The sequence below is a fragment of the Pseudomonas sp. ACN8 genome (assembly GCF_002303925.1).
In the GTDB taxonomy this organism is placed as follows: domain Bacteria; phylum Pseudomonadota; class Gammaproteobacteria; order Pseudomonadales; family Pseudomonadaceae; genus Aquipseudomonas.
This window is the reverse complement of the sequence record NZ_MRCS01000021.1, coordinates 26,076-45,184: the sequence shown is the minus strand read 5'-3', so window position 1 is coordinate 45,184 and position 19,109 is coordinate 26,076. Positions and strand designations below refer to the sequence as shown.

The 19,109-nt window shown below is 59.0% G+C and carries 16 protein-coding genes; 12 read left to right on the top strand and 4 right to left on the bottom strand.

Features of this window, described 5'->3' with window-relative positions:
* Positions 1-225: 225 nt before the first annotated feature.
* The 4 genes from BSF44_RS13855 to BSF44_RS13840 all read right to left on the bottom strand — a co-directional run bounded on the left by BSF44_RS13855 (position 226) and on the right by BSF44_RS13840 (position 3,884).
* The gene (locus BSF44_RS13855; protein ID WP_007999919.1) at positions 226-966 is read right to left on the bottom strand and encodes a YciK family oxidoreductase; all 741 of its coding nucleotides are present in this window, start codon (positions 964-966) and stop codon (positions 226-228) included.
* A gap of 150 nt (positions 967-1,116) precedes the next feature.
* On the bottom strand, positions 1,117-1,788 hold the full coding sequence (gene mupP, locus BSF44_RS13850) for an N-acetylmuramic acid 6-phosphate phosphatase MupP (protein ID WP_057713765.1): 672 nt from the start codon (positions 1,786-1,788) through the stop codon (positions 1,117-1,119).
* Positions 1,789-1,792: 4 nt separating this feature from the next.
* Positions 1,793-2,491 carry a bifunctional 2-polyprenyl-6-hydroxyphenol methylase/3-demethylubiquinol 3-O-methyltransferase UbiG gene (gene ubiG / locus BSF44_RS13845; RefSeq protein WP_007985381.1) on the bottom strand — a complete coding sequence of 233 codons (699 nt, stop codon included), beginning with the start codon at positions 2,489-2,491 and terminating at the stop codon, positions 1,793-1,795.
* A 58-nt stretch (positions 2,492-2,549) separates the two neighbouring features.
* Positions 2,550-3,884 (bottom strand): TRZ/ATZ family hydrolase, encoded by a 1,335-nt coding sequence (locus BSF44_RS13840; protein WP_095943970.1) that lies wholly within the window; start codon positions 3,882-3,884, stop codon positions 2,550-2,552.
* 108 nt (positions 3,885-3,992) lie between these two features.
* Between BSF44_RS13840 and mtnA the strand changes: the two genes are divergently transcribed.
* The 12 genes from mtnA to BSF44_RS13780 all read left to right on the top strand — a co-directional run bounded on the left by mtnA (position 3,993) and on the right by BSF44_RS13780 (position 18,940).
* Positions 3,993-5,069: an S-methyl-5-thioribose-1-phosphate isomerase gene (gene mtnA / locus BSF44_RS13835; RefSeq protein ID WP_095943969.1), complete on the top strand. Its 1,077-nt coding sequence runs from the start codon at positions 3,993-3,995 to the stop codon at positions 5,067-5,069.
* A 416-nt stretch (positions 5,070-5,485) separates the two neighbouring features.
* Entirely contained in the window at positions 5,486-8,140 is a 2,655-nt protein-coding gene (gyrA, locus tag BSF44_RS13830) for a DNA gyrase subunit A (protein WP_095943968.1), read from the top strand.
* Positions 8,141-8,387: 247 nt separating this feature from the next.
* Entirely contained in the window at positions 8,388-9,473 is a 1,086-nt protein-coding gene (serC, locus tag BSF44_RS13825; protein ID WP_095944015.1) for a 3-phosphoserine/phosphohydroxythreonine transaminase, read from the top strand.
* A complete protein-coding gene (gene pheA, locus BSF44_RS13820; RefSeq protein ID WP_007939916.1) occupies positions 9,473-10,567 on the top strand; it encodes a prephenate dehydratase in 1,095 nt (364 codons plus the stop codon). The genes serC and pheA overlap by 1 nt, the downstream gene beginning before the upstream one ends.
* A gap of 13 nt (positions 10,568-10,580) precedes the next feature.
* Positions 10,581-11,693, top strand: coding sequence for a histidinol-phosphate transaminase (hisC, locus tag BSF44_RS13815; protein ID WP_095943967.1), 1,113 nt, complete (start codon positions 10,581-10,583; stop codon positions 11,691-11,693).
* Between the two features lie 28 nt (positions 11,694-11,721).
* Positions 11,722-13,929 (top strand): bifunctional prephenate dehydrogenase/3-phosphoshikimate 1-carboxyvinyltransferase, encoded by a 2,208-nt coding sequence (locus BSF44_RS13810; RefSeq protein WP_256589077.1) that lies wholly within the window; start codon positions 11,722-11,724, stop codon positions 13,927-13,929.
* The gene (gene cmk, locus BSF44_RS13805) at positions 13,926-14,615 is read left to right on the top strand and encodes a (d)CMP kinase (protein ID WP_095943965.1); all 690 of its coding nucleotides are present in this window, start codon (positions 13,926-13,928) and stop codon (positions 14,613-14,615) included. The genes BSF44_RS13810 and cmk overlap by 4 nt, the downstream gene beginning before the upstream one ends.
* 120 nt (positions 14,616-14,735) lie before the next feature.
* On the top strand, positions 14,736-16,427 hold the full coding sequence (gene rpsA, locus BSF44_RS13800) for a 30S ribosomal protein S1 (RefSeq protein ID WP_007973639.1): 1,692 nt from the start codon (positions 14,736-14,738) through the stop codon (positions 16,425-16,427).
* A 214-nt stretch (positions 16,428-16,641) separates the two neighbouring features.
* Entirely contained in the window at positions 16,642-16,926 is a 285-nt protein-coding gene (locus BSF44_RS13795; protein WP_095943964.1) for a hypothetical protein, read from the top strand.
* A 149-nt stretch (positions 16,927-17,075) separates the two neighbouring features.
* A complete protein-coding gene (gene ihfB / locus BSF44_RS13790) occupies positions 17,076-17,372 on the top strand; it encodes an integration host factor subunit beta (RefSeq protein ID WP_003189779.1) in 297 nt (98 codons plus the stop codon).
* A gap of 30 nt (positions 17,373-17,402) precedes the next feature.
* Positions 17,403-17,630 carry a LapA family protein gene (locus BSF44_RS13785; protein WP_095943963.1) on the top strand — a complete coding sequence of 76 codons (228 nt, stop codon included), beginning with the start codon at positions 17,403-17,405 and terminating at the stop codon, positions 17,628-17,630.
* Between the two features lie 227 nt (positions 17,631-17,857).
* On the top strand, positions 17,858-18,940 hold the full coding sequence (locus BSF44_RS13780; RefSeq protein ID WP_095943962.1) for an LPS O-antigen chain length determinant protein WzzB: 1,083 nt from the start codon (positions 17,858-17,860) through the stop codon (positions 18,938-18,940).
* Positions 18,941-19,109: the final 169 nt, after the last annotated feature.

Here is a 19,109-nt window from a genome sequence, read left to right as displayed (position 1 = left end):
ACCCCCGTCTGCTTTCACGTTACGTGTCTGAGCAAACTTAGAGCGAAAGTCGTGCCATTCGGTTCATCCGAATAAAAGTTGTTTTGAATCAATCGGTTGATTGTCGTCTGCTACCTGGGTGACGTAGGGTGTGACGTTTGTTTGACAGGTGCCTGGTTCGAATCCTGAAGCCTTCGAGTGCCGCGACAGGAAGCTGGCGCGGCACCAAAAAGCGACGTACGGTCGTTACTGGGCGTTGAACGCCTGGCCATTGATACCGGTGCTGTCCGGGCCCATCAGGTAAAGGTAGACCGGCATGATCTCCTCGGGCGTCGGGTTGTTCAGGGGGTTTTCACCCGGGTAAGCCTGGGCGCGCATGCTGGTGCGGGTGGCGCCGGGGTTGATGCTGTTGGAGCGTACCGGGGCCACGGTGTCGACTTCGTCAGCCAGGGTTTGCATCAGGCCTTCAGTGGCGAACTTGGAGACGCCGTAAGCGCCCCAGTACGCACGTCCCTTGCGGCCGACGCTGCTGGACGTGAACACCACCGAAGCATCCTGCGACAGCTTGAGCAGCGGCAGCAGTGTGCTGGTGAGCATGAACATGGCATTGACGTTGACTTGCATGACCCGCATGAAGTTTTCGCCGGAAAGCTGCTCGATCGGCGTGCGCGGGCCGATGATCGAAGCATTGTGCAGCAGGCCGTCGAGATGCCCGAATTCGCTTTCGATCATCGCTGCCAACTCATCGTATTGATGGGGCAGGGCGGTTTCGAGGTTGAAGGGGATGACTGCCGGTTGTGGATGGCCGGCGGCTTCGATCTCGTCGTAGACCTGGGTCAGGTTGGCTTCGGTCTTGCCCAGCAGCAGCACGGTTGCGCCGTGTGCCGCGTAGGTTTTTGCCGCTGCGGCGCCGATGCCGCGTCCTGCGCCGGTGACCAGAATGACCCGATCCTTGAGCAGTTCGGGGCGGGCGGAATAATCAAACATAAAAAACCTCAACAAATCAGAAGACAGCGGCCGTTGTAGGAGCGAGCTTGCTCGCGATGGTCTTGAACGATTACACGACAAACCCGACACCCTGCGGCGTTCTCGGGTTTCTCGCGAGCAAGCTCGCTCCTACAGAGGTCTGCGACAGACTTAGCAACTGCAAAGCGCGCTATCGAGCACCTTGCGCAACTCCAGTGGATGATCGACCACCACGTCCGCCCCCCAATGCCGCGGATTGTCATCCGGGTGGATATAGCCGAAGGTCACGGCGGCAGTCTTGGTGCCGGCATCGCGGCCCGACTCGATGTCGCGCAGGTCATCGCCGACGAACAGCACGCTGGCCGGGTCCAGGTCGAGCATCTTGCAGGCCAGGATCAGCGGTTCCGGATCCGGTTTGCTGTTCTTCACATGATCGGGGCAGATCAGCAGCGCCGAGCGTTCAGCCAGCCCCAGCTGTTGCATGATCGGCTCGGCGAAACGCAGCGGTTTGTTGGTGACCACGCCCCAGATCAGGTTGGCCTTCTCGATGTCCGCCAGCAGTTCGCCCATGCCGTCGAACAGCTTGCTGTGGACTGCACAACCGACGAGGTAGCGCTCCAGGAACTCCAGGCGCAGTTCCTCGAACCCCGGCGATTCCGGGTCCATGGAGAAGGTCACCGCGACCATCGCCTTGGCACCGCCGGAAATCTCGTCGCGGATGTGCTTGTCGTTCATCGGTGGCAAGCCGCGGTCGGCACGCATCGCCTGACAGATCGCAATGAAGTCCGGCGCGGTGTCGAGCAGGGTGCCGTCCATGTCGAAAAGAACTGCTCTGATTGGCATCGGCTTACTCCTCGCGCAGGGTCTGGATCATGTAGTTGACGTCCACGTCGGCCGCCAGTTTGTAGTGCTTGGTCAGCGGGTTGTAGGTCAGGCCGATGATGTCCTTGACGGTCAGACCGGCCATGCGGCTCCAGGCGCCGAGTTCGGAAGGGCGGATGAATTTCTTGAAGTCGTGGGTGCCGCGCGGCAGCAGCTTCATGATGTATTCGGCGCCGACGATGGCGAACAAGTACGCCTTCGGATTGCGGTTGATGGTGGAGAAGAACACCTGGCCGCCGGGTTTGACCATGCGGAAGCAGGCACGGATGACCGACGACGGGTCCGGTACGTGCTCAAGCATTTCCAGGCAGGTGACCACGTCGAACTGCTCGGGCATTTCCTCGGCCAGGGCTTCAGCGGTGATCTGCCGGTATTCGACGTTCACGCCCGACTCCAGCTGATGCAACTGGGCAACCGCCAACGGCGCTTCGCCCATGTCGATGCCCATCACGGTCGCGCCGCGCTGAGCCATGGCTTCGCTGAGGATGCCGCCGCCGCAACCGACGTCGAGGACCTTCTTGCCGGCCAGGTTGACCCGCTCGTCAATCCAGTTGACCCGCAGCGGGTTGATGTCGTGCAGCGGTTTGAATTCGCTTTCGCGGTCCCACCAGCGATGGGCCAGGGCCTCGAATTTGGCGATTTCGGCGTAGTCGACGTTGCTCATGGTTTAAGTCCTCTAAAACTTGAAAAATCCTGTTGCCCCGGATTGTGCTCCAGGGTGCTTACGATTCGGTGCGGCCACTGATGCGCTGGCCCCAGGCCTTGGCGACAGTGCCAAGCTGTTGTTCATCCAGGCGTGTCAGGCGACGGTCGTCGAGCAACTGCTTGCCCGCAACCCAAAGGTGTTTCACGCAGTCCCGGCCGGTGGCATATATAAGCTGCGAAACCGGGTCGTAGACCGGCTGCTGGGCCAGGCCGGAGAGGTCGAAAGCCACCATGTCCGCGGCCTTGCCGATTTCCAGCGAGCCGGTTTCGGCCTCGATACCCAGCGCCCGGGCACCGTTGAGGGTGGCCATGCGCAAGGCACGATGGGCATCCAGCGCGGTGGCCGAGCCGGCGACAGCCTTGGCCAGCAGGGCCGCGGTGCGGGTTTCGCCGAGCAGGTCCAGGTCATTGTTGCTGGCTGCGCCATCAGTGCCGATCGCGACATTGACCCCGGCCTGCCACAAACGCTCGACCGGGCAGAACCCACTGGCCAGCTTCAGGTTCGACTCCGGGCAATGAATCACATTGCTGTTGCTTTCTACCAGCAGCGCCAGGTCGTCTTCGCTGATCTGGGTCATGTGAACCGCCTGGAAGCGTGGTCCCAGCAAGCCCAGGCGTGCCAGTCGGGCCAGCGGTCGTTCACCGCGTTGCTCGACCGATTGCTGCACTTCGAAAGCGGTTTCATGTACGTGCATGTGAATCGAAGCGTCCAGTTCTTCGGCAATCACCCGGATTTTTTCCAGGTTTTCGTCGCCCACGGTGTAGGGTGCATGGGGGCCGAAGGTGACTTTGATGCGCTCGTGGTGCTTGAGATCGCCAAACAGCTCGACGCCCTGACGAATGGCTTCGTCCGCCGTAGCAGCGCCCGGAATAGGGAAGTCGAGGATCGGGATTGCGATCTGCGCGCGAATGCCGCTGTTGTGCACGCGCTCACTGGCAACCTTCGGGAAGAAGTACATGTCAGAGAAGCAGGTGATGCCGCCTTTGATTTGCTCGGCGATGGCAAGGTCGGTGCCGTCGCGCACGAAATCTTCGTTGACCCATTTGGCCTCGGCGGGCCAGATATGGTTTTCCAGCCAGGTCATCAATGGCAGGTCATCGGCCAGGCCGCGAAACAGTGTCATCGCCGCGTGCCCGTGGGCATTGATCAGGCCGGGGCTGAGCAGCATGTCGGGCAATTCGCGGGTTTCGGTTGCGTTAAGCTTCAGCGCGGCGGAACGTGGGCCGATAAACACGATGCGTCCATCACGGATGCCCACGCCATGTTCCTTGAGGACAACACCAGCGGGTTCGACGGGTACCAGCCAGGTCGGCAGCAATAACAGGTCGAGCGCAGCGGCAGTGTTCGGCATCGAGGGTCGGTTCCAGTGCTTTTGTATAGGATGGCGAAGTATACCCGAGCGTCTTCGCGGGGGGATCGCTATAATCGGCGGCTTTTGTTCATGAGTGCGGGGTGAGGGATGCGCGATCGACTGTTGGCTGCGGAAAAGGTAAAGGCCATCGATTGGCGTGATGGCGCTCTCCATCTGCTGGATCAGCGTATTTTGCCGTTCGAGGAAACCTGGATTGCCTACACCAGCGCCGCTGGCGTGGCCGAGGCCATTCGCTCGATGGTGGTGCGTGGCGCGCCGGCCATCGGCATTAGCGCAGCCTATGGCATCGTACTGGCGGCCCGCGCCCGGATTGCCGAAGGTGGCGACTGGTACGCTGCGCTGGAAGAGGATTTCATGCTGTTGGCCGATTCCCGTCCCACCGCGGTCAACCTGTTCTGGGCGCTGGGCCGCATGCACGACCGGCTTGATCGCCTGAAAGACAATGCCGATCCGCTGGAGGTGCTGGAGGCCGAGGCCATCGCCATTCATGAAAGTGATCGCGAAGCCAACCTGACCATGGCGCAGTTGGGTGTCGACCTGATCCGCAAGCATCAGGGCAACGCCCAGGCGATCCTGACCCACTGCAACACCGGCGCGCTGGCCACGGGCGGCTTTGGCACGGCGCTGGGGGTGATTCGTGGGGCTTTCATCGAGGGTATGGTCGAGCAGGTCTATGTCGACGAAACCCGCCCATGGTTGCAGGGCTCGCGGTTGACCGCGTGGGAACTGGCCAATGAAGGCATTCCCGTGACCCTCAATGTCGATTCCGCCGCGGCGCATATCATGAAGACCAAAGGCCCTACCTGGGTCATCGTCGGCGCGGACCGGATCACCGCCAACGGCGACGTGGCCAACAAGATCGGCACCTATCAGCTGGCCGTCAACGCCATGCACCATGGTGTGCGCTTCATGGTGGTGGCGCCGAGTTCGACCATCGACATGAACCTGGCCAGTGGCGATGACATTCCGATTGAAGAGCGTGATGGTCGCGAGCTGCTGGAGGTGGGTGGCAAGCGCGTCGGCGCCGATGTCGATGCCTTTAACCCGGTGTTCGACGTGACGCCGGCGGACCTGATCGATGCGATCGTCACCGAAAAAGGCATCGTCGAACGCCCGGATACAGCGAAAATGGCGCAGTTGATGTGCCGTAAGCGTCTGCATTGATCGGCCGTGGCGTTCGAATGGGCGCCATCGCCAGCAGGCTGGCTCCCACAGGTTTTGTGATCGACACCGGTCAATGTGGGAGCCAGCTTGCTGGCGATTGGGGTCTGAAAGTCAATAAACATCCGTAATTCGGCCCCGAATTCAGCATTCGCAGCGGCTCTAAGCCTCTCTCGTCCCCTTCAAGCCTGTCACCGGTCAACTAACTACTCTCCATGCGCATCTGGGGGATAGGTGCGTGGCGGCTCTTGTGATAACATCCGGCGGTTTCCAGGGTTGCCCGAAGTGGCGACCCGTACTGCGCAGATCCATGGCATAACTCGTTGATTTGTTGTAAGCCAATGCATGGCACTGAGCCTGCAGCGGCGAGCTTCGTTGGTCCTGACGAAGTTTCACCAGAAAAAGGAATCAGGCTTCTCATGGGCGAACTGGCCAAAGAAATCCTCCCGGTCAATATCGAAGACGAGCTGAAGCAGTCCTACCTCGACTACGCGATGAGCGTAATTGTCGGGCGGGCACTGCCGGATGCGCGCGATGGCTTGAAGCCCGTGCACCGGCGCGTGCTGTTCGCGATGAGCGAGCTGGGCAACGACTTCAACAAGCCGTACAAGAAATCTGCCCGTGTTGTCGGTGACGTGATCGGTAAGTATCACCCGCACGGTGATACCGCGGTGTACGACACCATCGTTCGGATGGCACAGCCATTCTCCCTGCGCTACCTGCTGGTAGACGGCCAGGGCAACTTCGGTTCGGTGGACGGCGACAACGCCGCGGCCATGCGATACACCGAAGTGCGCATGACCAAGCTGGCGCACGAGCTGCTGGCTGACCTGCATAAAGAAACCGTGGACTGGGTGCCGAACTACGACGGCACCGAAATGATCCCGGCGGTCATGCCGACCCGTATTCCCAACCTGCTGGTCAACGGCTCCAGCGGCATCGCCGTGGGCATGGCGACCAACATTCCGCCGCACAACCTCGGTGAAGTCATCGACGGTTGCCTGGCGCTCATCGACAACCCAGAGCTGACCGTCGATGAACTGATGCAATACATCCCCGGTCCGGACTTCCCGACCGCCGCGATCATCAACGGTCGCGCCGGCATCATCGAAGCCTACCGCACCGGTCGCGGGCGCATTTACATGCGCGCCCGCTCGATGATCGAAGACATCGACAAGGTCGGTGGCCGCCAGCAGATCGTCATCACCGAACTCCCATACCAGCTGAACAAGGCGCGTCTGATCGAGAAGATCGCCGAGCTGGTCAAAGAGAAGAAGCTTGAAGGCATCACCGAGCTGCGCGACGAGTCCGACAAGGACGGTATGCGCGTCGTGATCGAACTGCGTCGCGGCGAAGTGCCTGAGGTCATCCTCAACAACCTCTACGCCCAGACCCAGCTGCAAGCGGTGTTCGGTATCAATATCGTCGCGCTGATCGACGGCCGTCCACGGATCCTGAACCTCAAGGACCTGCTGGAAGCCTTCGTCCGTCACCGTCGCGAAGTCGTTACCCGCCGTACCGTGTTCGAACTGCGCAAGGCGCGCGAGCGTGGTCACATCCTTGAAGGTCAAGCGGTTGCCCTGTCGAACATCGACCCGGTCATCGCCCTGATCAAGGCGTCGCCAACCCCGTCGGAAGCCAAGGAAGCGCTGGTCAGCACCCCTTGGGAATCCTCGGCCGTGGTGGCGATGGTCGAGCGTGCCGGCGCCGATTCGTGCCGTCCGGAAAACCTCGATCCGCAATACGGTCTGCGCGATGGCAAGTACTTCCTGTCGCCGGAACAGGCGCAGGCCATTCTGGAACTGCGTCTGCACCGTCTGACCGGTCTGGAACACGAAAAGCTGCTGGCCGAGTATCAAGAGATCCTCAACCAGATCGGCGAGCTGATCCGCATCCTCAGCAGCGCCACGCGCCTGATGGAAGTGATCCGCGAAGAGCTGGAAGTGATTCGCGCCGAATACGGCGACGTGCGTCGTACCGAAATCCTCGATGCCCGTCTCGACCTGACCCTGGGTGACATGATCCCGGAAGAAGAGCGCGTCGTGACCATTTCCCACGGTGGCTACGCCAAGACCCAGCCGCTGGCTGCGTACCAGGCCCAGCGTCGTGGCGGTAAAGGCAAGTCGGCGACCGGCGTCAAGGATGAGGACTACATCGCTCACCTGCTGGTTGCCAACAGCCACACCACGCTGCTGCTGTTCTCCAGCAAGGGCAAGGTGTACTGGCTGAAAACCTACGAAATCCCTGAAGCGTCCCGCGCTGCCCGTGGTCGTCCGCTGGTCAACCTGTTGCCGCTGGATGATGGTGAGTACATCACCACCATGCTGCCGGTCGAGGAATACACCGAAGGTCACTACATCTTCATGGCCACCGCCAACGGCACCGTGAAGAAGACCCCGCTGGAATCCTTCAGCCGTCAACGCAGCGTCGGCCTGATCGCGCTGGAGCTGGATGAAGGCGACGTATTGATCAGCGCGGCCATCACCGATGGCGAGCGCGAAGTGATGCTGTTCTCCGACGGCGGCAAGGTTACCCGCTTCAAGGAATCCGACGTTCGCGCCATGGGCCGTACCGCCCGCGGTGTACGCGGCATGCGTCTGCCGGAAGGCCAGAAGCTGATTTCCATGCTGATCCCGGAAGAAGGCAGCCAGATCCTCACCGCTTCGGCGCGCGGCTACGGCAAGCGCACGGCGATCACCGAGTTCCCTGAGTACAAGCGTGGCGGTCAGGGCGTTATCGCCATGGTCAGCAACGAACGTAACGGCCGTCTGGTCGGTGCGGTCCAGGTGCTCGACGGCGAGGAAATCATGCTGATTTCCGACCAGGGCACCCTGGTGCGTACCCGTGTCGACGAAGTGTCCAGCCTGGGTCGTAACACCCAGGGCGTGACCCTGATCAAACTGGCCAACGACGAAACACTGGTCGGGCTGGAGCGGGTTCAGGAGCCGTCGGAAGTCGAAGGTGAAGAGCTGGAAGGTGTAGAGGGTGAAGGGTTTGTCGGTGAAGTCGTGATCGACGACGTTGCCGAAGACCAGCAACTCGACGCCGCCGCTGACGAAGAGCCACAGGAATAAGCGGGTAAGCAGGGGGCGGATGAAAATTCGCCCCCTTGTTGTTTGTCCGTAATGAAATATCGACACCTCCGGAGATCCCTTGTGGGAGCCAGCCTGCTGGCGATGCAGGCGCCGCGGTACGTCTGAAGTATCGCGGTGATGCAATCGCGAGCAGGCTCGCTCCCACAGACCTGTTTCAACAGGGACCCGGTGTCGGCTGATAATGTGATTTATTGCGTGATACCACCAAATCAGAGCGAGATTGGATGTGAGCAAGAGAGCCTATAACTTCTGTGCCGGTCCCGCGGCGCTTCCCGAAGCTGTCCTGCAGCGCGCCCAGGGTGAACTCCTCGACTGGCACGGCAAGGGTCTGTCGGTCATGGAAATGAGCCATCGCAGTGATGAGTTCGTATCCATCGCCACCAAGGCCGAGCAGGATCTGCGTGATCTGCTGAATATCCCCTCGAACTATAAAGTGCTGTTTCTGCAAGGTGGCGCCAGCCAGCAATTTGCTCAGATTCCTCTGAACCTGTTGCCGGAAAACGGCTCTGCCGACTATATCGACACCGGTATCTGGTCGCAGAAGGCCATCGAAGAAGCTTCGCGCTACGGCCACGTCAACGTTGCCGGCACCGCCAAGCCTTACGACTATTTCGCCATTCCAGGCCAGAACGAGTGGAAGCTGTCGAAAGACGCGGCCTACGTTCACTACGCGCCGAACGAAACCATCGGCGGCCTGGAATTCCAATGGATCCCGGAGACCGGTGATGTTCCGCTGGTCGCCGACATGTCTTCGGACATCCTGTCGCGCCCGGTGGATGTTTCGCGCTTCGGCATGATCTACGCCGGCGCCCAGAAAAACATCGGCCCGAGCGGTATCGTCGTCAACATCGTTCGCGAAGACCTGCTGGGCAAGGCCCGTTCCCTGTGCCCGACTATGCTCAACTACAAGGTCGCGGCCGATAACGGTTCGATGTACAACACCCCTCCGACTCTGGCCTGGTACCTGTCCGGCCTGGTGTTCGAGTGGCTCAAGGAGCAAGGCGGCGTAGAGGCCATCGGCAAGCTCAATGAAGTCAAGCAGCGCACGCTGTACGGCTTCATCGATGCCAGCGGCCTGTACAGCAACCCGATCAACAAGTCGGACCGCTCGTGGATGAACGTGCCGTTCCGCCTGGCCGATGATCGTCTGGACAAGCCGTTCCTGGCCGGTGCCGACGAGCGTGGCCTGTTGAACCTCAAGGGGCACCGTTCCGTGGGCGGCATGCGCGCCTCCATCTATAACGCCGTCGACATCAACGCCGTCAACGCGCTGGTTTCGTACATGGCAGAGTTCGAGAAGGAACACGGCTAATGTCTGAGCAAGAACTCAAGGCACTGCGCCTGCGCATTGATGCCCTGGACGAAAAGGTCCTGGAGTTGATCAGTGAGCGCGCGCGCTGCGCCCAGGAAGTCGCGCGGGTAAAGATGGCCTCGCTGGCCGAAGGCGAAGTGCCGGTGTTCTATCGTCCTGAGCGCGAAGCTCAGGTGCTCAAGCGTGTCATGGAGCGTAACCAGGGGCCGCTGGGCAACGAAGAGATGGCGCGGTTGTTCCGTGAAATCATGTCTTCGTGCCTGGCGCTCGAGCAGCCGCTGAAAGTGGCTTACCTGGGCCCTGAAGGTACGTTCACCCAGGCGGCGGCCATGAAGCACTTCGGCCACGCCGTGATCAGCAAGCCGATGGCGGCGATCGACGAAGTGTTCCGTGAAGTGGCGGCGGGGGCGGTGAATTTTGGCGTGGTGCCGGTGGAGAACTCCACCGAAGGCGCGGTCAACCACACCCTCGACAGCTTCCTGGAACATGACATGGTGATCTGCGGCGAGGTCGAGCTGCGTATCCACCATCACCTGTTGGTTGGTGAAAACACCAAGACCGACAGCATCAGCCGCATCTACTCCCACGCCCAGTCCCTGGCCCAGTGCCGCAAGTGGCTGGACGCCCATTACCCGAATGTCGAGCGCGTGGCGGTGTCCAGCAACGCCGAAGCGGCCAAGCGGGTCAAGGGAGAGTGGAACTCGGCGGCGATTGCCGGCGATATGGCGGCCGGCCTGTACGGCTTGACCCGTCTGGCCGAGAAGATCGAGGACCGTCCGGATAACTCCACGCGCTTCCTCATGATTGGCAATCAGGAAGTGCCGCCGACCGGCGACGACAAGACCTCGATCATCGTTTCGATGAGCAACAAGCCGGGTGCGCTTCATGAGTTGCTGGTGCCATTCCACGACAATGGCATCGACCTGACTCGAATCGAGACTCGTCCGTCGCGCAGTGGTAAGTGGACCTACGTGTTCTTCATCGACTTCGTCGGCCACCACCGCGACCCGCTGGTCAAAGGTGTGCTTGAAAAGATCAGTCAGGAAGCAGTGGCACTCAAGGTGCTGGGTTCCTACCCGAAAGCAGTTCTCTAAGGGGTGGTAGCAAATGAGTGGCAATTTCCTCGCTCTGGCGCAGCCGGGCGTGCAACAACTTTCGCCTTACGTTCCGGGCAAACCCGTGGACGAACTGGCGCGTGAGCTGGATCTCGATCCAGCCAGCATCGTCAAACTGGCGAGCAACGAAAACCCGCTGGGTGCTGGCCCCAAGGCACTGGCGGCGATCCGCGATGCGCTGGTCGAGCTGACCCGTTATCCGGACGGCAATGGTTTTGCGCTCAAGAGTCTGTTGGCCGAGCAGTGCCGCGTCGAGCTGAATCAGGTGACGTTGGGTAACGGCTCCAATGACATTCTTGAGCTGGTGGCGCGCGCCTACCTGGCGCCGGGCTTGAATGCCGTGTTCAGCGAGCATGCGTTCGCTGTCTACCCGATTGCCACCCAGGCGGTCGGCGCACAGGCCAAGGTGGTTCCAGCCAAGGATTGGGGGCATGACCTGCCTGCCATGCTGGCGGCGATCGATGCCAACACCCGAGTGGTGTTCATCGCCAACCCGAACAACCCGACCGGGACCTGGTTCGACGCCGAGGCGCTGGACGAATTCCTGCAGGATGTTCCGGAGCATGTACTGGTGGTGCTGGACGAGGCTTACATCGAGTACGCCGAAGGCAACGATCTGCCGGATGGTCTGGACTTCCTCGCGGCTTATCCAAACCTGCTGGTTTCCCGCACGTTCTCCAAGGCCTATGGTTTGGCGGCGCTGCGCGTGGGTTATGGCTTGTCCACGACGGTAGTCGCAGACGTGCTGAACCGTGTGCGCCAGCCGTTCAATGTCAACAGCCTGGCCCTGGCCGCGGCCTGTGCAGCGTTGAAGGATGAAGAATATCTGGCGCAAAGCCGTCAGTTGAACGAGTCCGGCATGCGGCAACTGGAAGCCGGTTTCCGTGAGCTGGGGCTGAGCTGGATTCCATCCAAGGGCAATTTCATTTGCGTCGATCTCGGTCAAGTCGCGGCCCCGGTGTTCCAGGGCTTGCTGCGTGAAGGCGTGATCGTGCGTCCGGTGGCCAATTACGGCATGCCGAACCACTTGCGCATCACCATTGGCCTGCCGGCAGAGAACAGTCGCTTCCTTGAGGCGCTGACCAAGGTTCTGGCTCGTGGTTGATGTCACTGCGTTGCAATCTGCTGAGCCTATGATCGGTCGCCTGGTGGTGGTCGGTCTCGGGTTGATCGGCGGTTCGTTTGCCAAGGGTTTGCGTGAAAGCGGTCTGTGCCGCGAGGTGGTCGGGGTGGATCTCGATCCACAATCGCGCAAACTCGCGGTCGAGTTGGGTGTGGTGGATCGCTGCGAAGAAGACCTGGGTGTTGCCTGTCAGGGCGCCGACGTCATTCAGTTGGCGGTGCCGATCCTGGCCATGGAGAAAGTGCTCGCGCGTCTGGCGGGCATGGATCTGGGGCAAGCGATCCTGACCGATGTCGGCAGCGCCAAGGGCAATGTGGTGCGTGCGGCCACCGAAGCATTCGGCAGTATGCCGTCGTGCTTTGTGCCGGGGCACCCGATTGCCGGTTCCGAGCAAAGCGGGGTGGAAGCCTCCAACGCCGGGTTGTTCCGTCGCCACAAAGTGATCCTGACGCCGCTGGATCAGACCGATCCGGCAGCCCTGGCGGTCGTTGACCGTTTGTGGCGCGAGCTGGGTGCCGATGTCGAGCACATGCAGGTCGAGCGTCACGACGAAGTACTGGCCGCGACCAGCCATCTGCCGCACTTGCTGGCGTTCGGCTTGGTCGATTCGTTGGCCAAGCGCAATGAAAATCTTGAGATCTTCCGTTACGCTGCGGGCGGTTTCCGCGATTTCACAAGAATCGCCGGAAGCGACCCGGTGATGTGGCACGACATCTTCCTCGCCAACCGCGAAGCTGTCCTGCGCACACTCGATACATTTCGCAGCGACCTCGACGCCTTGCGCGACGCGGTCGATGCAGGGGATGGGCACCAATTGTTGGGCGTTTTCACTCGCGCCCGGGTTGCCCGCGAGCATTTCAGTAAAATCCTGGCCCGCAGGGCCTATGTGGACGCTATGAATTCCAACGATCTGATTTTCCTGGCTCAACCTGGTGGCCGCCTGTCCGGTCGGATTCGCGTACCGGGTGACAAATCGATTTCCCACCGTTCGATCATGCTTGGCTCCCTGGCTGACGGTGTCACCGAAGTCGAAGGTTTCCTGGAGGGCGAAGATGCCCTGGCGACCTTGCAGGCGTTCCGTGACATGGGCGTGGTCATCGAAGGACCGCACCACGGTCGTGTGACCATTCACGGCGTTGGCCTGCATGGCCTGAAGCCTGCACCGGGCCCGATCTACCTGGGCAACTCCGGTACTTCGATGCGTCTGCTGTCCGGCCTGCTGGCTGCGCAGAGCTTCGACAGCACCCTGACCGGCGACGCTTCGCTGTCCAAGCGCCCGATGAATCGCGTGGCCAATCCGCTGCGTGAAATGGGCGCGGTGATCGAAACCGCCGCTGAAGGTCGCCCGCCGATGACCATTCGTGGTGGCCACAAGCTCAAGGGCCTGACTTACACCATGCCGATGGCCAGTGCCCAGGTTAAGTCCTGCCTGCTGTTGGCCGGTCTGTATGCCGAAGGCAAGACCACGGTTACCGAGCCTGCTCCGACCCGCGACCATACCGAGCGCATGCTGCGTGGCTTCGGCTACCCGGTGACGGTCAACGGTGCGACCGCATCGGTCGAGTCCGGCAACAAGCTGACCGCGACCCACATTGAGGTCCCGGGTGATATTTCGTCCTCGGCGTTCTTCCTGGTGGCGGCATCGATCGCCGAAGGTTCGGAGCTGGTGCTGGAGCACGTGGGCATCAACCCGACCCGTACCGGTGTGATCGACATCCTGCGCCTGATGGGCGCCGACATTACCCTGGAAAACCAGCGTGAAGTGGGTGGCGAACCGGTAGCTGACTTGCGCGTACGTGCAGCTAAACTCAAGGGTATCGAGATTCCCGAGACGCTGGTTCCGCTGGCGATCGACGAGTTCCCGGTGCTGTTCGTCGCCGCCGCCTGTGCCGAAGGGCGCACCGTGTTGCGTGGCGCTGAAGAGCTGCGGGTCAAGGAGTCGGATCGCATCCAGGTCATGGCGGATGGTTTGCTGGCGCTGGGCGTCAAGTGCGAGCCGACCCCGGATGGCATCATCATCGATGGTGGCCAGATCGGCGGCGGTGAAGTGCACGGTCATGGTGATCACCGTATCGCCATGGCGTTCAGCGTTGCTTCGCTGCGCGCCAGTGCACCGATTCGCATTCATGATTGCGCCAACGTCGCGACGTCGTTCCCGAATTTCCTGGCGCTGTGCGCACAGGTCGGTATTCGCGTGGCACAAGAGGCGCAGTCGTGATCAACATTGCACCGGTCATCACCATCGATGGACCAAGCGGTTCGGGCAAGGGCACGGTAGCCGGGATCCTGGCCAAACGCCTGGGCTGGAACCTGCTGGACTCCGGTGCGTTGTACCGATTGCTGGCCTTCGCTGCGCATAACCACGGTGTCGACCTGACCAATGAGGAGCTACTGAAGAAACTCGCCGCTCATCTGGATGTGCAGTTCATCGCGGCGACGGAGGGGCAATTGCAACGCATCATTCTGGAAGGTGATGAAGTCAGCGATGTCATTCGCACCGAAAGCGTCGGTTCCGGTGCTTCCCAGGTGGCTGCGCTGCCCGCTGTACGCGAGGCGCTGCTGCAGCGCCAGCGGGCTTTTCAGGAAGCGCCGGGTCTTGTGGCGGATGGTCGCGACATGGGCACGGTGGTTTTTCCTGACGCGCCGCTGAAGATTTTTCTGACCGCCAGCGCCGAGGAGAGGGCGCGCCGTCGATATTTGCAGTTGAAGGGCAAGGTCGAGGGTGTTAGTCTGTCGAGTCTGCTAGATGAGATACGTGCGCGCGATGAGCGTGACACCCAGCGAGCGGTAGCCCCGCTCAAACCGGCGGCTGACGCCATACAGCTGGATTCCACGGAATTATCCATCGATCAGGTGCTGGAACGCATCATGAGCGAGATCGCCATTCGCGATATCGCCGGGTGACCAAGAAGGCCGCAGGGGACCAGTCATAGTCCTGCGGTGGCTTCTTTTAAATGAAACTAACCCACACCGTCTGGGGTGTGGAGATGGGCGTATTCTTCGCCCTCATCAACAGGAATTAAAATGAGCGAAAGCTTTGCGGAACTCTTTGAAGAAAGCCTAAAAACCCTGAACCTTCAGGCAGGCTCCATCATCACCGGTGTTATCGTTGATATCGATTACCAGGCTCGCTGGGTAACCGTTCACGCTGGCCTGAAGTCTGAAGCACTCATCCCGCTTGAGCAGTTCTACAACGACGCTGGCGAACTGAACATCAACGTCGGTGACGAAGTTCACGTTGCTCTGGACTCGGTTGAAGACGGCTTTGGTGAAACCAAGCTGTCCCGTGAAAAAGCCAAGCGCGCTGAATGCTGGATTGTTCTGGAAGCAGCCTTCGCAGCCGAAGAAGTGGTCAAGGGCGTTATCAACGGTAAGGTTAAAGGCGGCTTCACTGTCGACGTTAACGGCATCCGTGCGTTCCTGCCAGGTTCTCTGGTTGACGTCCGTCCAGTGCGCGACACCACGCACCTGGAAGGCAAAGAGCTGGAATTCAAGGTCATCAAGCTGGACCAGAAGCGCAACAACGTTGTCGTTTCCCGTCGCAGCGTCCTGGAAGCCGAGAACTCCGCCGAGCGCGAAGCTCTGCTGGAATCCCTGCAGGAAGGCCAACAAGTCAAAGGTATCGTCAAGAACCTCACCGATTACGGCGCATTCGTCGATCTGGGTGGCGTCGATGGCCTGCTGCACATTACCGACATGGCTTGGAAGCGTATCAAGCATCCTTCCGAAATCGTCAACGTTGGCGACGAGATCGATGTCAAGGTTCTGAAGTACGATCGCGAGCGCAATCGTGTTTCCCTGGGCCTGAAGCAGCTGGGCGAAGATCCATGGGTTGCTATCAAAGCCCGTTACCCGGAAAGCACTCGCGTTACCGCGCGTGTAACCAATCTGACCGACTACGGCTGCTTCGCTGAGCTGGAAGAAGGCGTTGAAGGTCTGGTACACGTTTCCGAAATGGACTGGACCAACAAGAACATCCACCCTTCGAAAGTCGTACAAGTCGGCGACGAAGTGGAAGTTATGGTTCTGGACATCGACGAAGAGCGTCGTCGTATCTCCCTGGGCATCAAGCAGTGCAAATCCAACCCGTGGGAAGATTTCTCTGGCCAGTTCAACAAGGGCGATAAAATCTCCGGCACCATCAAGTCGATCACCGATTTCGGTATCTTCATTGGTCTGGACGGCGGCATCGACGGTCTGGTTCACCTGTCCGACATCTCCTGGAACGAAGTGGGCGAAGAAGCCGTTCGCCGCTTCAAGAAGGGCGACGAGCTGGACACCGTTATCCTGTCGGTTGACCCAGAGCGCGAGCGCATCTCCCTGGGTATCAAGCAACTGGAAAGCGATCCGTTCTCCGAGTACGTTCAAGAGAACGACAAAGGCGCCATCGTTAAAGGCATCGTGAAGGAAGTTGACGCTAAAGGCGCCATCATCACTCTGGCCGACGATATCGAAGCGACTCTGAAAGCCTCCGAAATCAGCCGTGACCGCGTTGAAGACGCGCGCAACGTTCTGAAAGAAGGCGAAGAAGTAGAAGCCAAGATCATCAGCGTTGACCGCAAGAGCCGTGTAATTCAGCTCTCGATCAAGTCGAAAGACGTTGAAGACGAGAAAGAAGCAATCCAGAGCCTGCGCGACAAGCCAGTAGCTACTGATGCTCCTGTGGCCACCACTCTGGGTGACCTGCTGCGTGCACAAATGGAAAAGCAGAACTAAGTTCTGACTTTCTGTAAAAAAGGGCGACTTCGGTCGCCCTTTTTTGTGTCCGGCGTTTGGTGAATCGGGTGCGGATGCATGCGGTTGCTTGGGTCGTGAACCAAAAACGCCGAAAGAGGGTCTGAATGTTTAGTCGGATCAATCGCTTATTTGCAGCTAGTCTTTAGGCTGAGGCTAATGATCGCCCGATAGGCTTTCTGGCAAAAGGACGTGAATGAACAAGCTCATTGTCGCAGTAGCGGTGCTGGCATTAGCGGGTTGTACCACTAACGCCAAAACTCACGCAGTGCGTGGGGTTAGCGGTGTTGAGGTTGATTGCTCGGGGCTCGGTTCGAAATGGGAGAAGTGTTACAAGCGTGCGGCCAGGGAATGCAAAGGGGCGGGCTACCAGGTTGTGACAAGGTCTGATGATCTCAAGGAAGAGGAGGAGGAAGAGGGGCTTTTGGGGTTCAACCCGGCGGGTTTCCTGACGCGCACTATGCTGGTGATTTGCCGATGACAGGGTGATCGCCCAGAGTCTTCCCGTTCGAGGAATCCAGCATTTTGGTGGGCTGGGATGGATGGCGAAACTCAGGCTGTTCAAAATCGTGCAGGCATGCTAAAACCTTTGGAGCGCTGATCTAGCTGCTTGAAAAAGAAGGGAAAAATATGACGAAGTCGGAGTTGATCGAACGAATTGTCACCCATCAAGGGCTGCTCTCATCCAAGGATGTGGAGTTGGCCATCAAGACCATGCTTGAGCAAATGTCCCAATGTCTGGCTACCGGGGATCGCATCGAGATCCGGGGGTTTGGCAGCTTCTCTCTGCACTATCGCGCACCACGGGTAGGGCGCAATCCGAAAACCGGCCAGTCTGTCAGTCTCGACGGCAAATTCGTTCCTCACTTCAAGCCAGGTAAAGAGCTGCGTGACCGGGTGAATGAAGAAGAGGAGGAGGGGGTTTGATCCTCGTCAACGATTACCGAGGGAGTGTTCATGCGTAATTTAAAGCGCGTGCTTCTTGGCGTTTTCATTCTGTTGTTATTGATAGTGGTTCTGACGTTCGCGCTGGAAAACCAGCAGTCGACTTCACTGATGTTCCTCGGTTGGTCATCTGCGCAGATGCCAGTCGCTGCTTATATCCTTTTGGCTCTTCTTATAGGGATGGTGGCAGGGCCGCTGTTGGCCTGGATTTTCGGTCGGAAAGCAGGTTGGCGAATTTAGCAGGGCGCCGGACTAAGCAGGTGTTTCTGCTCGGGAAACCGGGCAGCGTCCGTGTTATTATTTCGAGCTGCCTGCGGGCTCCGTCTCTGTCATCGCCCTCGTGCTCCATCGTTCTTTAAACGGTTCGCAATCGCAGGGCGATCTTCGTGGTGAGGCGTTGCCAGATGGCATTTTGATTTTTATCAGGCTGGCAGAAATATAGTATTAATTGAAGGGCTAAATAATTTATGCAAAACAGTAATAGCACAGTTAACTCTTCAGTTGAACTAGATATTTTTGAAATTTTTGGTGTGGTTTGGGCACGAAAATGGATGGTTGTCGGTACTGCACTGGCGTGTGGTCTCGTCGCTGGTGTTTACGCTTTCTTAACTACGCCAGTATACGAGTCAAGATATTACATATTTCCTCCTACAGTAAATGACATTGCCAATCTTAACTTTGGGCGCGCGGAAAGGTCAGAGCTGAAACCTTTTACAGTCGATCAGGTTTATAAAATTTTCCTGCGTAACCTTCAGTCTGAATCGCAGCGTCGGGCGTTTTTTGAGTCGACTTATCTGCCTGCTGAGGGCGGTGATGCCACGAGTGTTTCCAGTGGATCCCTGTACAATACGTTTTCTAAAAGCATGACGGTGGAACCCGTCGGCAAGGAAGAGGACGGGCGTTGGTCGGTTTCGCTGCGACACAGTAATCCTGAGCGATCCGTTGCCTGGCTGACTTCTTATGTTAATCAGGTGGGCGAGAGCACTGCGCGCGAGCTCGCTCAAAATGCAAAGAAGGAGGCTGTGGTCGCTGGGCGAAGCCGTGTACTTGAAATCGATACTTTACGCGAGTCCAGTCGCAAGATCCGGGAAGACAACATCACGAAAATTCGTGAAGCCTTGTTCATTGCACAATCCAGCGGTCTCGAAAATACAGTTGTTTTTGCCGGAAGGGGTTCTGAAAAACTGGCAGGAAACATGTTTGAAGACAACACCTACATGCGTGGTAGCAAGGCGCTAGAGGCTGAGCTCAAGAACCTCGAAAGTCGGGATTCTGAGGACCCTTTCACTCCGGGTCTGCGTAATCTTCAGAAAGACGTTGATTTCTACAAAAAACTCGAATCTGAAAAATTTGAAATTGCAGCCTTTCGTCATGATGGCGTTCTGGATTTGCCGGTTTCCCCCGTAAAGCCAAAAAAAGTGCTGATCGTGTTTCTGGGTATTGTGATTGGTGGGTTGTTGGGCTCTTCGATCGCGCTGTTGAATCACTTTATTACCAAGCGTAGAGACGCTGATGAAAGTACCGTACAGGTAGTCAATCACCGCTTGTAGGTCAGTTTGGTTCCAGTAAGAGAAGTCAATTCAGACGGTGCGTATTCAGTAAAAAAAAGGCGCTTGAAGAGACGAGTACCGGGTTGCCTGTCGGAATTTCAGCCCTGGGCTCTTGCCTTGCGGCCTCTAGCGCGGAACGAGTGTAAACTGCCCCCCTGTGTCGAAGGCT